Annotated in this window: 17 protein-coding genes; 4 read left to right on the top strand and 13 right to left on the bottom strand. The window is 66.6% G+C overall.

All coding sequences use genetic code 11. The annotated features are described in order from the left end of the window. Positions 1–174 precede the first annotated feature (174 nt). Positions 175–1,284 (top strand): branched-chain amino acid ABC transporter substrate-binding protein, encoded by a 1,110-nt coding sequence (locus tag FZ029_RS24795; RefSeq protein ID WP_149199061.1) that lies wholly within the window; start codon positions 175–177, stop codon positions 1,282–1,284. A 24-nt stretch (positions 1,285–1,308) separates the two neighbouring features. On the opposite strand, the gene FZ029_RS24790 is transcribed toward FZ029_RS24795, so the two are convergent. Beyond that, a complete protein-coding gene (locus FZ029_RS24790) occupies positions 1,309–4,290 on the bottom strand; it encodes an MASE3 domain-containing protein (protein WP_247892483.1) in 2,982 nt (993 codons plus the stop codon). A gap of 501 nt (positions 4,291–4,791) precedes the next feature. Between FZ029_RS24790 and FZ029_RS24785 the strand changes: the two genes are divergently transcribed. Together FZ029_RS24785 and FZ029_RS24780 are read left to right on the top strand one after the other, a co-directional pair. Then, on the top strand, positions 4,792–5,118 hold the full coding sequence (locus tag FZ029_RS24785) for an antibiotic biosynthesis monooxygenase (RefSeq protein ID WP_149199059.1): 327 nt from the start codon (positions 4,792–4,794) through the stop codon (positions 5,116–5,118). A gap of 35 nt (positions 5,119–5,153) precedes the next feature. Beyond that, entirely contained in the window at positions 5,154–6,044 is an 891-nt protein-coding gene (locus FZ029_RS24780; RefSeq protein WP_149272379.1) for a pirin family protein, read from the top strand. A gap of 168 nt (positions 6,045–6,212) precedes the next feature. Here the strand turns inward: FZ029_RS24780 and FZ029_RS24770 are convergent, their stop codons facing one another. The 12 genes from FZ029_RS24770 to FZ029_RS24715 form a co-directional block, all read right to left on the bottom strand. Next, complete coding sequence (locus FZ029_RS24770) at positions 6,213–6,557, bottom strand: iron-sulfur cluster assembly accessory protein (RefSeq protein WP_109865217.1); 345 nt, start codon at positions 6,555–6,557, stop codon at positions 6,213–6,215. Between the two features lie 22 nt (positions 6,558–6,579). Beyond that, positions 6,580–7,029, bottom strand: a complete 450-nt coding sequence (locus FZ029_RS24765) for an iron-sulfur cluster assembly protein (RefSeq protein WP_149272377.1) — start codon at positions 7,027–7,029, stop codon at positions 6,580–6,582. Between the two features lie 16 nt (positions 7,030–7,045). After that, positions 7,046–7,513: a Fe-S cluster assembly sulfur transfer protein SufU gene (gene sufU, locus FZ029_RS24760; protein WP_149225616.1), complete on the bottom strand. Its 468-nt coding sequence runs from the start codon at positions 7,511–7,513 to the stop codon at positions 7,046–7,048. After that, positions 7,510–8,772 (bottom strand): cysteine desulfurase, encoded by a 1,263-nt coding sequence (locus FZ029_RS24755; protein WP_149272376.1) that lies wholly within the window; start codon positions 8,770–8,772, stop codon positions 7,510–7,512. The genes sufU and FZ029_RS24755 overlap by 4 nt, the downstream gene beginning before the upstream one ends. A gap of 2 nt (positions 8,773–8,774) precedes the next feature. After that, on the bottom strand, positions 8,775–10,145 hold the full coding sequence (sufD, locus tag FZ029_RS24750; protein ID WP_247892482.1) for a Fe-S cluster assembly protein SufD: 1,371 nt from the start codon (positions 10,143–10,145) through the stop codon (positions 8,775–8,777). After that, positions 10,145–10,897 carry a Fe-S cluster assembly ATPase SufC gene (sufC, locus tag FZ029_RS24745; protein WP_149272375.1) on the bottom strand — a complete coding sequence of 251 codons (753 nt, stop codon included), beginning with the start codon at positions 10,895–10,897 and terminating at the stop codon, positions 10,145–10,147. Before sufC ends, sufD begins: the two co-directional genes overlap by 1 nt. Before the next feature lie 193 nt (positions 10,898–11,090). Continuing rightward, positions 11,091–11,384: a GIY-YIG nuclease family protein gene (locus FZ029_RS24740; RefSeq protein WP_149272374.1), complete on the bottom strand. Its 294-nt coding sequence runs from the start codon at positions 11,382–11,384 to the stop codon at positions 11,091–11,093. Between the two features lie 138 nt (positions 11,385–11,522). Further along, a complete protein-coding gene (gene sufB / locus FZ029_RS24735) occupies positions 11,523–13,007 on the bottom strand; it encodes a Fe-S cluster assembly protein SufB (RefSeq protein WP_149199053.1) in 1,485 nt (494 codons plus the stop codon). Positions 13,008–13,052: 45 nt separating this feature from the next. Continuing rightward, positions 13,053–13,523 (bottom strand): SUF system Fe-S cluster assembly regulator, encoded by a 471-nt coding sequence (locus tag FZ029_RS24730; RefSeq protein ID WP_085085645.1) that lies wholly within the window; start codon positions 13,521–13,523, stop codon positions 13,053–13,055. A gap of 307 nt (positions 13,524–13,830) precedes the next feature. Then, a complete protein-coding gene (locus tag FZ029_RS24725; protein WP_149272373.1) occupies positions 13,831–14,838 on the bottom strand; it encodes a hypothetical protein in 1,008 nt (335 codons plus the stop codon). 11 nt (positions 14,839–14,849) lie between these two features. Continuing rightward, entirely contained in the window at positions 14,850–15,275 is a 426-nt protein-coding gene (locus FZ029_RS24720; RefSeq protein WP_149199051.1) for a phage holin family protein, read from the bottom strand. Beyond that, positions 15,272–16,345 carry a hypothetical protein gene (locus FZ029_RS24715; protein ID WP_149272372.1) on the bottom strand — a complete coding sequence of 358 codons (1,074 nt, stop codon included), beginning with the start codon at positions 16,343–16,345 and terminating at the stop codon, positions 15,272–15,274. Before FZ029_RS24715 ends, FZ029_RS24720 begins: the two co-directional genes overlap by 4 nt. A gap of 206 nt (positions 16,346–16,551) precedes the next feature. Here FZ029_RS24715 and FZ029_RS24710 point away from each other — a divergent pair, with 206 nt between their 5' ends. Beyond that, complete coding sequence (locus tag FZ029_RS24710; RefSeq protein ID WP_149272371.1) at positions 16,552–17,736, top strand: hypothetical protein; 1,185 nt, start codon at positions 16,552–16,554, stop codon at positions 17,734–17,736. Positions 17,737–17,919: the final 183 nt, after the last annotated feature.

Here is a 17,919-nt window from a genome sequence, read left to right as displayed (position 1 = left end):
TAGTGCCAAATAGCGGGACATTTGGGGCGGCGACGAACGGTCGCGGCTCCGTTCGGAGCGCTGCGAAACCCATGATCGCGCTTTCAAATTCCTGTCGTATCGGTCAGAAAAGGAAACATGCCGGGACCGGCGGACAGGGTCCCCTACAAAACAGCAATCCTGGGAGAACCAACCATGCGTCTCACCGTCCTTTCCTTCGTCAGCGCGACGGCGCTGCTGGCCGGCTTCGGCACGGCGCAGGCCGACATCGTGATCGGACTCGGCACGGCGACCACGGGTCCGGTGGCAGCACTGGGTGAGCAGTCAGTGTATGGCGCCAAGCAGGCGGTCGCGGACATCAACGCCAAGGGCGGCGTGCTGGGCCAGAAGCTGGTGCTGAAGGTGGGCGACGACGCCTGCGACCCGCGGCAGGCGGTGGCTGTCGCCAACCAGTTCGTGCGCGATCAGGTTACGGCCGTCGTCGGCCATCTCTGCTCCGGCGCCAGCATTCCGGCGGCCGACGTCTACCAGGAGGAAAGCGTGGTGATGGTCAGCCCGACCGCCACCAACCCCCTGCTGACCGCCAAGGGCTATCCGACCATTTTCCGCGTCTGCGGCCGTGACGACCAGCAGGGCGTGGTTGCCGGCAACTATCTTGCCCAGAACTTCAAGGGCAAGAACATCGCCGTGCTGGACGACAAGCAGGCCTATGGCAAGGGGCTGGCCGACGTCGTGGTGGAGACGTTGGAAAAGGCCGGCGGAAAGGTGGCCTATCGCGGTTCGGTCACGGCGGGCGAAAAGGACTTCTCGGCGCTGATCACCAGCCTGAAGGACAAGAACATCGATGCCGTCTATTACGGCGGTTACCATCCGGAACTGGGCCTGATCGTCCGTCAGGCGCAGGAACAGGGACTGAAGCCGCAGTTCATCGCCGGCGACGGCCTGAACAACCAGGAATACTGGTCGATCACCGGCCCGGCCGGCGAGGGCACGCTCTACACCGACAGCCCGTCGGCGGCCAGCGATCCCAAGGCGCAGGAGCTGATCGCCTCCTTCAAGAAGGCCGGCCTGCCGGAACCGGGCAACTTCGCCTTCTATAGCTATGCCGCGGTCCAGGTCATCGCCCAGGGCCTGCAGAAGTCCGGCGGCACCGACAGCGGCAAGCTGGCGAAGGCCCTGCATGCCAACAGCTTCGACACCGTCGTCGGTCCGATCGAGTTCGACAAGAAGGGCGACATCGTCAAGCCGAACTATGTCATGTATGTCTGGAGCAACGGCCAACCCAAGATGATTGCACAGAAGTAATCGGGTTCGAGAGCCGGTCCGGCCTTAGGCATGGGCCGGCTCTTCTTTGCCTGCGAGTTCCGGTGTTGTCACGTATTTGCGGATGAAGTCTTCGACCGGCATCGGTCGATCGAAATAGTATCCCTGGAAGATCGTGCAGCCGCGGTCTTCCAGGAAGTCCCGTTCGGCTGCCGTCTCCACCCCCTCCGCCACCGCCTTCAGGCCGAGCCGGCTGGAAATCGACAGCATCGTCTCCACCAGCACGGCATTGTGGCTGTTGCGGTCGACATCCTGGACGAAGGAGCGGTCGATCTTGATTTCTCCCACCGGCAGCCGCTTCAGATAGGACAGCGACGAGAAGCCGGTGCCGAAATCATCCAGCGAGAAGGAAATCCCGAAGGCCGCCAGTTCCGACATCTTGGCGACGGTGTCGGCGCAGTCGCCGACGGCGATGCCCTCGGTGATTTCCAAGGTCAGGCGGCGCGGATCGGTGCGGGTGGCGCGCAGGGCGGCGATGACGCCCGCGCAGAAGGTCTGCTGACGGAACTGGCGCGGACTGATGTTGACCGACAGGTGGCAGTCGCTGCCGGCATCGGCCAGACGGCGCAGCACATGGCAGGCCTCCATCAGGATCCAGTCGCCCAGCGGCAGGATCAGGCCCGACTCCTCCGCCACCGCGATGAAGGCGCCGGGGGCGACGAAGCCGCGTTGCGGATGCTGCCAGCGGATCAGCGCCTCCGCCGCGACCAGCGTGCCGTCGGCCCGGGTCTGCGGCTGCAGGAACAGGGTGAACTCCCCGGCATCGACCGCCTTGCGCAAATCCTGCTGCAGCAGCAGACGGGCCTGGGCGTCCACCAGCATGGTGGGGTCATAGTCGCGGATGGTGTTCCGCCCGCCGTCCTTGGCGGCATACATGGCGGTGTCCGCCTGCTTCAGCAGGTCCTCCACCGATTCGTCCGGCGACTTGGGGAAGACGGTCAGGCCGATGCTGGCGAAGATGCTGTGTTCGCAGCGGTCGAGCTGGAAGGGCTGGGCCACCGCCAGCCGTAGCTTTTCGGCCACCCGCCGGGCGATCTCCGCCGCCTCATCCGCCGCCTCACCCAGGTCGGGCAGAAGGATGACGAACTCGTCGCCGCTCAGCCGGCTGACCAGATCGCCCTTGCGCAGGGTGGCGTTCAGCCGCACCGCCAGTTCGCGCAGCAGCATGTCGCCGACGATGTGGCCGCGGGCGTCGTTCAGTCCCTTGAAGTCGTCGAGGTCGAGGAACATCAGCGCGCCGTAGCGGCCGGTCTGGCGCGCCGTCCGCAGATGGCTGTCGAGATGTTCCAGCAGCAGGCGACGGTTCGGCAGGTTGGTCAGCGGGTCGTAGAAAGCGAGATTCTCGATCTGCCGTTCCGTCCGCTTCCGCTCGGTGACGTCCATCACCACCGTCAGGTAGCCGCGTACCGCGCCGCCGCTGTCGCGCAGCATGCTGGTCAGGGTGGAAACGGAAATGCGGGCGCCATCCCTGCGCAGTCCGGTCCATTCGCCGGACTCCGGCTGGCCGCTGTCGCGGGTGCGGGCGACCAGCGCATCGAAACCCGCCCGCACCGGCCGGCCGAGTTCCGCGGCGAGTCCGTCGGCGTGGGCACGCAGTTCATCCCGGTCGTACAGGCGCGGCAGGTCGGTGGTGCCGACGATCTCCTCCGACGGATAGCCGAAGATGCGCTCCGCCTCGCGGTTGAAGACGCGGACGACGCCGTCCAGCGTGGTGGCGATGATGCCGCAGGCCGCGCTCTCCAGGATGCCGGTGTTCAGCGACAGGCTGTCCTTCAACGCCTCGCGGCTGGCATAGGTCTCGGTCACATCCTGGAAGACCATGACGACGCCGTGCAGCGCGCCGTCGCGGTCCTGGATGGGAGAGGCCATGTCGGCGATGTGGCTGCGGCTGCCGCCGCGCGCCACCAGCACCGTGTGGTTGGCGAGGCCGACCATGTGGCCGTTCTCCAGCACCTGCTGGACCGGTACCGGAACCCGTTGCCCGGTCTCGGCATTCTCGATGTCGAACACCTCGACCACCGGGCGGCCGACGGCTTCCGCCACCGTCCAGCCGGTCAGGCGTTCCGCCACCGGGTTCATCAGGGAAACGCGGCCGGCGGTGTCGGTGGCGATCAGCCCGTCGCCGATCGACAGCAGCGTGACGCGTGCCTGTTCCTTCTCCCGCCACAGGTCGCGCTGGGACCTGTGCAGGGCGTCATAGGGATGGTGCACGGCGGTGACGAACACGGCCCGGTACAGGTACCAATAGCCGATGACCTTGTAGATGTGCCCGGCCACATTGGCGAGGTCGTAGACGCTGAGATAGAGCGTGAAGCACATCTCGCTGATGGAAATGGCGACGGCGGCGATGACAAGGCGATGGACGTCCAACGTCTGCGCCTCGCGCCGGCGGCGGTGAAAAAGCAGGGCGGCGCCGGCATAGAGGAGAACCAGCGCATATTCGGCCGCCACCTTCAGCGGCGTCAGCCCTTGGCCCGGCAGATAGGTGCGCGGCAGCAGGTCCGGGTACCACAATATGGCGACGAACATCGCGGCGGTCGCCAGCAGCACCCCGCCGATCAGCGGATAGCGCAGCGCCGCCGATCCCGGACGCCAGGGCAGGGTGGCCGCCATCAGCAGGGAAACCGCCGCCATCAGCCGGGCGCCGAGCCAGAAGGCGATGGCCTTTTCCGGCCCCGACGGCGTCACGAAATCGGGCATTCCCGCATAGGACAGCAGATGGCCGAAATCGAGCAGCGCCACGCCGAGGAAGCCGGTGGACAGGGCCAGCAGGGCCGGCGGAGTCTCCGCGGTGTGGGAATGCCAGCCGATGGCGAAGATCAGGGCGGCGACGGCGATGGCGAAGGTTTCGAAGAAGCTGTGCAGCGGCAGGTAATGCGCGATCTCCACCGAACCGGGAAGACGGGCGGCCTGAAGGACCAGCAGGAAGGGAATGGAGAGGATGACGAGCGTCGCGATGGCGCCGGGCGGTTTCGTGCGACCCTGCAACGACTCCGTCTTCGTTGGACCTGCTGAAGTCATTTCGTCCCCCCTGGCCGCTTGGTCGGTCGCCCGGTTCGCGGTGCTTATACCCCTTTTGCGTATATTAGAGCTTAACGGTATCAGCAGTCCATGGTCCGACGCCTTCCGCCGTTCCGAAGGTTTGGAACACCGTGAAACATCTCCGCGGCGACTGTTCAATGTTCTATCCGCCGGGATCGGCTGGGGATGTCGGGGCTTGGCGGGTGTGGTGCATGCCGGGGCCTTCGGGGCAGGGGAGGGAGGTGCATTCTACCCCAGCCGTCGAAGGTCTGCGGCGGCGGTAGAGAAAACGCGCCGCAAGTGTATGGAAAACAATGATAGTCGGCGTTTGCTTGGCAGTCGCCCACTGTCCCGGCCCTGGTTTTGATCGGGCATATGGGGGAGCGGCGTCGGGTCGATTGCCGGTCGGGCCTTCGCCCCTTATCCTCGACCGGGTCGGGCCAGTCGACCAATCGGGAAGGAAACCGCATGTTCATCGCGATGAACCGTTTCAAGGTCCGCCACGGGGCCGAGCAGGAGTTCGAGGAGGTCTGGCTGAACCGCGAGGTCCATCTGCACAAGGTGCCGGGCTTCGTCGAATTCCACATGCTGCGCGGCCCGGACCGCGAGGAGTACCGGCTCTATTCCTCCCACACCGTTTGGGACTCGGAAGCCGCCTTCCAGGACTGGACGCGGTCTGAGGCCTTCCGCAACGCCCATGGCAATGCCGGCGCCCGCAAGCCGCTTTATGTCGGGCCACCGGAATTCGAGGGGTTCGAGGTGATCCAGACCGTGCCGCGCGATCCGAACGCCTGACCCCCAAAACATTTGAACCGACGGGAGGAGCCCCCATGCTGGAGATGGTGATCGAGCAGCGCCGAAAGAGCCTCGGCGGATTCGAAGTGGGACGGATCCTGCCCTTCGTTCAGCGGCGGATGGTCGGCCCCTTCGTCTTCTTCGACCATATGGGGCCGGTCGATTTCGAAGCTGGGCTGCCGCGCGACGTCGACGTGCGGCCCCACCCGCACATCGGGCTGTCGACCGTCACCTACCTGTTCGAGGGCGAGATCATGCACCGCGACAGCGTCGGCTCCGAACAGGCGATCCGGCCGGGGGAGGTGAACTGGATGACCGCCGGGCGCGGCATCACCCATTCCGAACGGTTCGAGCGCGCCCGTCAGGAAGGCGGCCGGATGCATGGAATCCAGGCCTGGGTCGCCCTGCCCGAAGCGGACGAGGAGACCGATCCGGCCTTCAGCCATTACGGCACCGGCGACCTTCCGGTGTTCGAGGAGGGCGGCGTTCGCGGCCGGCTGGTGGCGGGAGAAGCCTTCGGCGCCAAGGCCGGGGTGAAGACCCATTCGCCGCTGTTCTACATCCACTGGGATCTCGCCCCCGGCGCCCGGGTGTCCTTGCCGGAGGACGGGTGGGAGCGTGCGGTCTATGTGGTGGCGGGAAGCGTGGAGGCGGAGGGCCAGCGCGTCGAGGCCGGACGGATGATCGTCTTCGCCCCCGGCCAGCCGGCGCAGCTGACCGCCGCCACGCAATCCATCGTCATGGCCATCGGCGGCGAGCCGCTGGGTCAGCGCTTCATCGACTGGAACTTCGTGTCCTCATCGAAGGAGCGCATCGAACAGGCCAAGGCCGACTGGCGGGCCGGGCGGATGAAGCTGCCGGATCTGGACAATGGCGAGTTCATCCCGCTGCCTGAGATGCCGAAGCCGGCCAATCCGATGTCGTGAGGGGGATTTTCCCACTCGATTCTCCCTCTCCCCCCGGGGAGAGGGTCGGGGTGAGGGGGATGCACTGCGTGCCTTCCACAAAGGTCCCGCCACGCACCCCCCTCACCCTAACCCTCTCCCCGGGGGGGAGAGGGGACTAAAAGAGGGGAGAGGGCGCATCACCGCCGTTCAAACGTGGAAGCTCTCGCCGCAGCCGCAGCGGCCCTTTTCGTTGGGGTTCTTGAAGACGAAGCCGGTCTGGAACTTGTCGTCGACATAGTCCATCTCGCTGCCGATCAGGAACATGACGGCGGCCGGGTCGATCAGGATGGTGACGCCCTTGTCCTCCACCACCTCGTCGAACTTCATCTTCTCCTTGGCATACTGAACGTCGTAGCTGAGGCCGGAGCAGCCGCGCGCCTTCACGCCGATGCGCAGGCCGACCATGTCGTCGGTGGCCTTCGACATCAGCGCCTTGACGCGCTCCGCGGCGGCGTCGGTGATCGTGAGCGCCTTGGGCAGGGAACGGGCCATGGTGACGGTCTCCTAAAACGGCTCAGAACATATCCAGTTGCAGGCGGGCTTCTTCGGACATCATGCCCTGGTGCCAGGGCGGCTCCCACACCAGTTCGATCTTGACCTCGTTGACGTCCTCGACGCCCAGCACGGCTTGGCGCACCTGCTCGGGCAGTTCGCCGGCCACCGGACACATGGGGCTGGTCAGCGTCATATCAATCTCGACATTGCGCTGACCATCCATGTCCACACGGTAGATCAGGCCGAGTTCCCAGATATCGACCGGGATTTCGGGGTCGTAGCAGGTCTTGATGGCCGCCACGACGCGATCCATGATCTCCTCCCGCGGGTCGTAACCCTCGGGCGGCTTGGGCATCGGCGCGAAGTCCTTGGACTCGGACGCCTCATTCGCCGTGTCGGCCTTCAACTGCGCCTCGGCTTCGGCCGGGTTCGGGGCGATCGGGCGCTGCGTCAGGGTTTCATCGGGCATTTCGATCCCCCTTCCCTCAAAACTGGTCGCTGGAGGCCGCAGCCTCGCCGTGGAGTGCCGCGTTCATCGCGTGCCAGGCCAGCGTCGCGCACTTCACCCGCACCGGGAACTGGCGCACGCCGGACATCACCATCAGCTTTTCCATGGTCTCGTCGTCGACACCCTCGGGGATGTCGGGTTCGTCCTGGGTGCACAGCTCGTGGAAGGCATGGAAGAGCTTCTCCGCCTCTGCCGCCGTCTTGCCGCGCACCAGCTCCGTCATCATCGAGGCGCTGGCGGTGGAGATGGCGCAGCCGCGGCCCTGGAAGGCCACGTCGTCGACCACCCCGTCCTTCAGGGTCAGATAGACCATGAAGCGGTCGCCGCACATCGGGTTCTCGCCCTTCGCCTCGCGATTGGCGTCGTCGGGATGGCGGAAGTTGCGGGGATTCTTGCCGTGGTCCAGGATCACTTCCTGATACAGCTCGCGCAGATCGTCCATCATGCTCCGAAGAACTCCTTGACCGCCTGGAGGGACTGGACGAGGGCGTCGGCTTCCTCCCGCGTGTTGTAGAGGCCGAAGGAGGCGCGGACGGTTGGTCCGACATCGAACCGCTCGGCCAGCGGCTCGGCGCAATGGCGGCCGACGCGCACGGCGACGCCATACTGGTCGACGATGGTGCCGACATCGTGCGGGTGCACGCCTTCCAGCGCGAAGGAGATGATCGGCCCCTTGCCGGGCGCGGTGCCGACGATGCGAAGGCCGTCGATCTGCGACAGCTGCTGCGTCGCGTATTGCAGCAAATCGTGCTCGTGCGCGGCGATGGCGTCGCGGCCCAGCGCCTCGACATAGTCGATGGCGGCGCCCAGCCCGATCACCTCGGTGATCGGCGGCGTGCCGGCCTCGAAGCGCGACGGCGGCGCCTTGAAGGTGGTGCCCTCGAAGCTGACGCTCTCGATCATGTCGCCGCCGCCCTGGTAGGGGGGCATCTTCTTCAACAGGTCGTACTTGCCGTACAGCACGCCGAGACCGGTCGGGCCGTAGAGCTTGTGCGAGGTGAAGACGTAGAAGTCGGCGTCGATGTCCTGCACGTCGACCGTGCCGTGCACCACCGCCTGGCTGCCGTCGAACAGCACCGGGACGCCGCGCTCATGCGCCAGCCTGGCGATGGCCTTGGCCGGGGTGACGGTTCCCAGCACGTTGGAGCAGTGGGTGATCGCCACCAGCTTCGTGCGGTCGGACAGCAGATCCTTGTAGGCGTCCATGTCGAGGACGCCGTCCTCGTCGCAGGGCACGACCTTGATGACGATCTTCTTCTCGGCCTGGAGCAGCTGCCACGGAACGATGTTCGCGTGATGCTCCATGATCGACAGGATGACCTCGTCGCCTTCGTTGAGGAAGGTGCGGCCATAGCTGGATGCGACGAGGTTGATCGCCTCGGTCGAGCTGCGGGTGAAGACGATGCAGCGGTCGCTGGGCGCGTTCAGAAAGCGCGCGACCTTGGTGCGCACCGCCTCGAACTGGTCGGTGGCGGTCTGCGACAGGAAATGAACGCCGCGATGGATGTTGGAGTAATCCTCCTCCAGAAAGCGGGTCATGGCCTGGATGACCTGACGCGGCTTCTGGGCGGACGCGCCGCTGTCCAGATAGACCAGCGGCTTGCCGGGCTTTCCCTTCCTGGCGTGGACGCTGCGGGCGAGGATGGGGAAATCCTCCCGCACCCGCTGCACGTCGTAGGCTTGGTTCAGGATGGCATCGGACATGGTTACTTCTGCTCCTCCAGCCAGCCGGCCACGATCCCCTGGAAGGCGTCGCGGATCGACTCCTCGGCGATCTCCTCGAGGGATTCCGACAGGAATGCGCCGATCAGCAGGCCCTGGGCGGTGTCGCGGTCGATGCCGCGGGCGCGCAGGTAGAACAGCGCGTCGTCGTCCAACTCGCCCGCGGTGCAGCCGTGGCTGCACTTCACGTCGTCGGCATGGATTTCCAGTTCCGGCTTGCTGTCGATCTCGGCCCCGTCGGACAACAGCAGGGCGCGGTTCAACTGATAGCCGTCGGTCTTCTGCGCGTCGGGGCAGACGGTGATCTTGCCCTGGAACACGGCCCGCGCCGTGTCGTCGATGACGCCCTTGTAGACCTCGCGGCTGGTGCCGTTCGGCTGGGCGTGGACGATCAGCGTGGTGGTGTCGGCATGCTGGGTGCCGCGGACAAGATAGCCGCCGCTGACATGGGTCCGCGCCTCGGTGCCGTCGAGGCGGCTGACCACCTCGTTTCGCGACAGCTTCGCACCCGTCGTCAGGATGAAGTTGTCGTAGCAGCCGCCGGCCGCCACCGTAGCCGCGATGTGCGACAGGTGGATGGCGCCGGTGCCTTCGCGCTGCGACTTGTAATGGTGAAGCGTGGCGCCTTCGCCGACGAACACCTCGGTGACGTGGTTGGACAGCGTGGTGCCGGCGCCGCGGCCGACATGGTGTTCGACCACCACCGCCTTCGACCCGGCCTCCGCGATCAGCAGCATGCGCGGATGGCAGGTGGTCGCCTGCGATTCCGACCCGACCGAGACGAAGACCAGTTCGATCGGCCGTTCGACCTGGACATTGGCCGGCACGTGCAGGACCGCACCATCGGCGAGATAGGCGCTGTTCAGCGCCACCAGCGGACGGTCGTCGGCCGCGGCGAGGCGGCCGAGATGGTCGGCCAGCAGGCCGGAATGGGTGCTCAGCGCGGCGTCGAGGCTCAGCAGATCGACACGCGGCGGCAGCCCGTCGACCGACGACAGGTCGCCCCGGAAGCGGCCGTCGACGAAGACCAGACGCGGGCCGTCCTGCCCCTCGGCCCGGACGGTCGGCAGCAGGTCGATCGCGGCGGCGGCGGGAGCGGCCGGCTGGAAGGTCAGCTTGGTAAGGTCGCGCAGGTTGGTGTAGCGCCAGCTCTCGTTCTTGATCGTCGGCAGGCCGACGGCGGCGAAGCGCTCACGCCCGGCGGCGCGCAGTTCGTTCAGCCAGGACAACCCGCTGCCGGGCAGGCCGGATCCCATCTGGTCGAGCGGCGCCAGGAAGGCCGGCGCTGTCGCCGGATCGGCGCCCCGCGTCGAGTAGGTCATGGGATGAAGGGGGGAGGGATGTTGCGCCGTCATCACGCCGCCTCGCTCGCGCCGAAGTCGCGGTAGCCGTTCTTTTCCAGCTCCAGCGCCAGTTCCTTGCCGCCCGACTTCACGATGCGGCCGGCGGCCAGCACATGGACATAGTCGGGAATGATGTAGTCGAGCAGGCGCTGGTAGTGGGTGATGACCAGCATCGAACGCTCCGGCGAGCGCAGGGCATTGACGCCCTCGGCCACGATCTTCAGCGCGTCGATGTCGAGGCCGCTGTCGGTTTCGTCGAGGATGGCGAATTTCGGTTCCAGCACCGCCATCTGCAGCGTCTCGTTGCGTTTCTTCTCACCGCCGGAGAAGCCGACATTGACCGCGCGCTTCAGCATCTCGTCCGACATGCCAAGCGCCTTGGTCTTGGCGCGGATCAGCTTCAGGAACTGCATGGCGTCCAGCTCCTTCTCGCCGCGATGCTTGCGGATGGCGTTGATCGCGGTCTTCAGGAAGGTGGTGTTGCCGACGCCGGGGATTTCGACCGGATACTGGAAGGCCAGGAAGACGCCCTCGGCCGCCCGCTCTTCCGGCTCCATCGCCAGCAGGTCCTTGCCGTAATAGGTGACCGAGCCTTCCGTGACCTCGTAGCCGTCGCGGCCGGCCAGGACGTAGGACATGGTGCTCTTGCCGGCGCCGTTCGGCCCCATGATGGCATGGACCTCGCCCGGGCGGATGGTCAGGTCGACGCCCTTGAGGATTTCCTTGCCGTCCACGGTGGCGTGCAGGTTCTTGATTTCGATCATCGTCTTCGCCTCGTTGTCTTCTTCAGGCCGCCGGCACGTCCGGTTCCGAGCGTTCTCTTCCTAAATCCACACCATCATTTGGTCGGCCGTCATCCCCGCGAAGGCGGGGATCCAGGCGTCCCGGTGAGTGCATCCTGGCCCAAGTCTGGATCCCCGCCTTCGCGGGGATGACGTGGCCTACCGAGGAACTCGCCTATGCGTTCAACCTCTCATAAAGATCCGCCCAGTCGGGGTTGTGTTCCTCGATCAGACGGATCTTCCAGTCCCGGTTCCACTTCTTCAGCCTCTTCTCACGTGTGATGGCCTCTTCGGCAGTGGCATAGGGCTCCAGATAGACAAGGCGTTTCACACCATATCGCTCCGTAAAGCCCGGAATGATGCCATCCCGGTGTTCCATCATCCGGCGTCCGAGGTTCGACGTGATACCGACATACAAAGTTCCGTTTCTTTGGCTTGCCAGGATGTAGACGAAGAACCGCTCATCCATCCCGTCAACCCTTTTTCTACCTCTACCCGTCATCCCCGCGGAGGCGGGGATCTAGGTTATTTGCCTTCACTCTCGATGCGAACGCCTGGATCCCCGCCTTCGCGGGGATGACGGTCCCAAGAAGTGCTGTTTGATTGACTAGCCCACGCTGCCTTCCAGGCTGATGCCCACCAGCTTCTGAGCCTCCACGGCGAATTCCATGGGGAGTTCCTTCAGGACCTCCTTGCAGAAGCCGTTGACGATCAGGGACACCGCGTCCTCTTCCGAGATGCCGCGCTGGCGGCAGTAGAAGAGCTGGTCCTCGCTGATCTTCGCCGTCGTCGCCTCGTGCTCGATGCGGGCGGAGCGGTTGCGGCTCTCGATGTAGGGGACCGTGTGGGCGCCGCACTTGTCGCCGATCAGCAGGCTGTCGCACTGGGTGTGGTTGCGCGCACCCTCCGCCCTGGGCAGGATCTTCACCAAGCCGCGGTAGGTCTGCTGCGCCTTGCCGGCAGAGATGCCCTTCGACACGATGGTCGAGCGGGTGTTCTTGCCGATGTGGATCATCTTGGTGCCGGTGTCGGCCTGCTGGAAGTTGTTGGTGATGGCGACCGAATAGAACTCGCCCACCGAATTGTCGCCCTGCAGGATGCAGCTCGGATACTTCCAGGTGATCGCGGAGCCGGTTTCCACCTGCGTCCACGAGATCTTGGAGTTCCTGCCGCGGCAGGCGCCACGCTTGGTGACGAAGTTGTAGATGCCGCCGACACCCTCGGCGTTGCCGGGATACCAGTTCTGGACGGTCGAGTACTTGATCGTCGCGTCGTCCATCGCCACCAGTTCGACCACGGCGGCGTGCAGCTGGTTCTCGTCGCGCTGGGGCGCGGTGCAGCCTTCCAGATAGCTGACGTAAGACCCTTCGTCGGCGATGATCAGCGTGCGCTCGAACTGGCCGGTGTTGGCCTGGTTGATGCGGAAATAGGTCGACAGCTCCATCGGGCAGCGCACGCCCTTGGGGATGTAGACGAAGCTGCCGTCGGTGAAGACCGCGCAGTTCAGCGTGGCGTAATAGTTGTCGGTGTAGGGCACCACCGAACCGAGATACTTCTTCACGAGATCCGGGTGCTTCTGCACCGCCTCGGAGATCGCGCAGAAGATGATGCCCATCTCCTCCAGCTTCGCCTTGAAGGTGGTGGCGACCGACACGCTGTCGAACACCGCGTCGACGGCGATCGCCGGGCTCTTGCCCTCCGACCCCTCGACGCCGGCCAGGATCTCCTGCTCACGCAGCGGGATGCCCAGCTTCTCGTAGGTCTTCAGCAGTTCGGGATCGACCTCGTCCAGCGACTTCGGCCCGGCCTTCTTCTTCGGCGCGGCGTAGTAGTGCGCATCCTGATAGTCGATGGGCGGGAAGCTGACGGCGGCCCATTGCGGCTCCTCCATCGTCTGCCACACGCGGAAAGCCTTCAGGCGCCAGTCCAGCAGCCACTCCGGCTCCTCCTTCTTGGCGGAGATGAAGCGGACGATGTCCTCGTTCAGGCCCTTCGGCGCGACGTCGGATTCGATGTCGGTCGTGAAGCCGTACTTGTACTTCTGCTCCGTGACGGCGCGGACCTGCTCGACGGTTTCCGGTTGGGCGGCCATGGCTTTGCCTCGTCCTTCTCAAGAATGCTGTTCGGTGCGCGCCGTTCAGTGCGCAGGGCGGGCCGGCTGGGCGGCTGTGGAAGTCGTTGCGGCTGCCGGGGCCGGGAAGGTGATCGGGGCCATCATGTCGGCCAGCGTCACCTCCTCCAGCGCGCCGCGAATGGCGCGGTTCACCTTCTCCCAACCGCCGCGCATGGGGCAAAGTTGCTCCACCCCGCACTGGCTGTCGGCACCGTCGACGCAGGCGGTCAGCGCGATGGGACCGTCGAGCGCCGTGATGATTTCCGCGATGGAGATTGCATCGGCCGCCCGGCTCAGCGCATAACCGCCGGCGGCGCCGCGTTGCGAGGTGGTGAGTCCCGCCGGGGTCATCGCCTTCATCAGCTTGGCGACGGTGGGAGCGGGAACGCCGGTGCGGTCGGCAAGATGGGCGACGGTATGGACCGTGCCGACCTGGCGCGCCATCTCGCTCAACACGACGATGGCATAGTCGGTCAGCTTGCTCAGCCGGATCATGCCCGCACCCCGTTTCACCCCGGTTTCGAATACAGGACCAATTTAGTCCTGATTGCTTCGGGGGGCAAGGGGCGTTTGTCGATTAAAGTGCAGGGTTTCTGCCGGTTTGGCGGGTTTGCATGGCTGATGCGCCGGCAATACCCGTCAATGCTGCTCGGTTATAGCGCCGCTCCTGCCACCACGCTACCGCGAAGCCGCGGCATTCCCGTCGCGGTGCGACGGTTTGTCGCGGGGGATGGGCCCCGAATACGGAAAACCCCGCGCCGGTGGCGGCGCGGGGTTGGTCCGGCAAAGCTCGGGCTGGAGGTCAGCCCGGCTTCTTCACTTCCTCGCGGGCGGCGTTGGTGGCCTCCGACACGACGTCGCGGACATCCTCCTTGGCCGACTCGACCACCGTCTCGGCAGCGGCCTGGGCGGCGCGGGTGCCGCGATCCAGCGCGTCCATGGCGATGGCCTTGGCGCGCTCGGTCGCCTCGTCGGCATACTCGCCCACCCACTGCTTCTCATAGCGGGTGCCCGGCAGGGCGGCGCCGATGGCCGCACCCAGCGCCACGCCCATGGCGCCCGCGACGATGGGATGGTCCTCCACCAGTTCCCAGAAGCCGGTCGACATGTCATGCGCGCGGTGGCGCAGATGGTCGGTCGACGGCGCCATGGAGGACAGGCGCGACATGCCGCGGCTGGCATAGGACTGAGACTGCCGCTGGCCGTGGAGATCGCCCCGGTTGTCACCCCGGCCCGACGCATGGTCGCCGTCCGACCCGCCCATCATGCCGCTGACAGTGCCCGTTGCACTGTCGTAGGCGGAGCTGACCGCGCCCGACGCGCTGTCATAGGCGGAACTGGCGGCATGGCGGACGCTGTCGGTGGCGTCGCTCAGCGATTCGCGGGCGTAGTCCACGGCGTCGCCCATGCGGTGGCGGGCGTTGCGGACGGTGCTGGACCGGGCGATGCGGCGGTCGTAGCCCGTGCTCGACAGGGCGAGCCAGCCCAGCCCGATGCCGACCAGGGCCAGCGGGATCGGATTGCTGGTCATGCTGTCGAGCATCGATCCCGACGAGTGCGACTGCCGGGAATGGACGGTCTGGCCGCTCTCATAGCGGTCCGACTGTTGCGACGGCGAATAGGTGTGCTTCATGGAATTCTCCATCAGGGATTGGGGAGACCACCGCGTCAGTCTGTCGCGCAGACGGGAACTGCGGTCGCGCAGCGCCTCGACGGTGCCGCCGATGCGCGCGCGGCTGGCGCGGATGTCGCCCTCCAGGGCGTCGAGATCCTGCGGACCCGCTGCTGATTTATGAACGTCGTCCGTCATCGGCCGGCCCCTCAGCGGGCAAGCTGGGACTTGGCCCAGCGCTTGTCCTCGTCCAGCGTGTTGATCGTGCGGCGGGGGCGGAGGTTGGCGGGGCTCAGCCGGTTCTTGCCGACATAGGCCAGGATGCCGCCGACCAGCAGAACCACCACGCCGACGATCAGCGCGGACAGCCACGGGGCCAGGACGTTGGACAGGCCGAGAACCGCGGCGGCAAGCAGGACAAGAACGCCGGCGAAGGCGATCAGTCCGCCGACGGCGATGAAGGCCACGCCGCCGGCGGCCTCGCTGGCCTTGTCGGTCAGCTCGGCCTTCGCCAACGCGATCTCGGATCGGGCAAGGTTGGCGGATTCGCGGGCGAGATCGGCGAACAGGCCGGCGAGCGGCCGGTCCTGCCGAGGATCCCGCGGCTCGTCATAGCGGTTCTCGGCGGCGCTCATGGACGCTGTCCCTGCGGCTTGGAGGTGGAGGAGGTGGTCCCGCCCTGGGTCCCGCCGACGCCGGTGGTGCCGGAGTTCATGGCACTGCCGGTGCTGCCGGTCGTGCCGCCCAGGGTGCCGCCGGGGGTGCCGCCGGGGGTGCCGACGGTGCTGGTGCCGAGCGCCGTATCGGGCGATGCCCCGGTGCCGCGGCCAGTGACGGAGGCCGGGGCGGTGGACAGCGGCATGCCGATGCGGCCGGCGGCCTGCTTCGGTTCACCCAGGCGCTCCGAAGCGCGCTCCGACTCCATGCGGCCGGCCAGGTTGCCGGTGTTGACGGCGGAGGACCCGGTCGTCGGCGTGTCGGCGGGGTGGGATGGCATGCTGCGGCTGACGGACTCGCCGATGCCGCCGGCCATGCCGCGGCTGGGGCCGGAGCTGCGGCCGGTGTCGCGATTCATGTCGCGGCCGGTGTCGTAGGCGGAACCACGCGCGGTGCGCACGGACTGCGACGGGTGCGCATTGCCTTGCCTGGAGGTCGAAGTGCGGTGCATCCGCCGCTCGCCGGAGCTTTTGATGAAGCGCGCGGCGAGGAAGCCGACGGCGAAGGCGGCACCGATGAACACTTCGGGCTGGCGGCGGGCGAAGCCCTCGACCTCGCCGACGATGTCGTCGACATTCGCGTCGCGCAGCATGTCGGCGACCCGCTCGACGCGGCTGGCCGCCTGCTCGGCGTAATCGGCGACCACGCCGCCATTCTCCTCGTTCAACTGCTCGGCAGCCTTGTGGAGGGCGTTGGCGACCCCGCCCAGCTGGTCGGCGGCGCGGCCGGTCTGCTGTTCCAGGAGGGAGCGGATACGGCCCTGGGCATTGCCCAGCGTCTCCTTCCCGGTGGCCATCGCATCGTCGGCGGCGCGGCTGACGGTCTTCTTGATATCCTCGACGCCGCTGCGCCCGCCCGACGTGCTGTTGCCGAGGGTGGAGCTGCCGGCGGCGAGATTTCCAGTCTGCGAACTTCCGGTGGTGGAACTTCCGGTGGTGGAGCCGGTCGGGTTCGGTCCGCCGGTGCCGGTCATGTCGCGGTTCGGCATCTTGTCTTTCCTCCTCGGGGATTCCGGTATTCCGCGGCTCCGCGCCTGCGGCATCAAACCGCCCGTTGCGGAATCGGGTGTCGGTAGGGAAACACCAGCCAAGCCTTCGGGGTTCCACGCGGGCGCTGCGCGAAATGGACAGTTTCTCCGATTGTGCTAAACTTTGCCGCGAACAAGTCGGTGCGGCCGGACCGGGGGATGGCGGCATGAGCGTCTTCAGCGTGGTGGCCGACGGTCAGGCCGGACTTTTCCGCCTGCAGCAGGCGAAGAAGCCGTGGGAGAAGGAGCTTCGGGCGAAGGACGCCCAGGGCCAGCTCGCCCAGAAGGCGGAGCGGGCGCAGGCGCTGACCCAGGCCGCTGCCAAATGGCAGAGCGACCATGCCAGCGCCCGGGCGGCGCTGGAGGAAGCGAGGCGGGTCGGCGGGCCCAAGCAGGCCGCCGCCGCCCGGCTTGAGCAGGTCGAACGCAAGATCGAGCAACTGAAGCTGGCGATGCGCTTCGCCCAGGGCGATCCGCAGAAGCTGGCGACCCTGGCGCGGGAGGCGGCGCTGCTGGCGCGCGAGGCCGGGCGCGCCGCCAAGGAATATGGTGCCGGCATCAAGGCCGCGGCGGAGATGGGGCTGCCCGGCGATACCAGCGCCGCCACCGGCGGCAGCACGATGCTGTCGTCGGAGACGACGATCACCCGCAGCACCACCAGCCTGACCCTGCAGCAGACCGAAGTGACGCTGACCATCGGCATTTCGACGGGGGAGGGGGCTTCGGCCGCCGCCGGTTCTGCGGAAAGCGCGGCCGACCTGATGGCTGCGGATGCCTGTGCCGATGCGAATTTTCAGTCCGCGGGCGCGGCGGAGGTGCGGGACGGCAAGCTGCCGGATGACATCGCCCGCATGGTGGAGGACGTGCTGTCGGGCCTGGGCAATGGGGGAATGACCTCCGCCGGCCCATCCGACGCCGATCCGTCCGCCGCCGGCCCGTCTGCCGCCGCGACTGCCGGCACCGGCGGGCGAAGCGCGATGATCCAGCAGCTGATGGCCGACAACGCCGTGAAGATGTCGCGTTACCGCGAAGCCGACACCTTCGGCCAGCGGGTGGAGGGGGTGCTCGCCACCTCCAAGCGCATCATCGGCGAGGCGAAGGCTGCCAACATGCTGGACGAGTCGGAGAAACGGCGGCGCGAGCGGCGGGAGGGCTTCAAGGCCGACGACAAGATGGTCGAAGCCGCCCAGAAGGAGGTCAACGCCCTGCGCGCCGCGGCGTTCGGGTCCAGCGAAGCCCTTGCCGTGGCCGGACTGCTCGGCGGCGATGCGGAAAGTGCGGAGATGCCGGCCATGCCATCGACCGCCGATCCGGCCGTCCAGCCGGCCGCGGCGCTGAATCTGCTGGCGTGAGTGTGTACAGGTTTTCAGCCGCCTTCATCGGCCGTCATCCCCGCGAAGGCGGGGAACCAGGAAACTCCGCAGATGAGTGACCGAAACAGCTGGATTCCCGCCTTCGCGGGAATGACGGCTGAAAAAAGTGCATGGTGAGATTTGATGCGGAAGTAGGCAAATTTGAAGCGTCTCTCAGCAGGT

Source organism: Azospirillum sp. Sh1, from assembly GCF_008365135.1.
GTDB lineage: Bacteria > Pseudomonadota > Alphaproteobacteria > Azospirillales > Azospirillaceae > Azospirillum > Azospirillum oryzae.
Note: the sequence above shows the minus strand (reverse complement) of the source record. Positions and strands in the feature narration are given on the sequence as shown.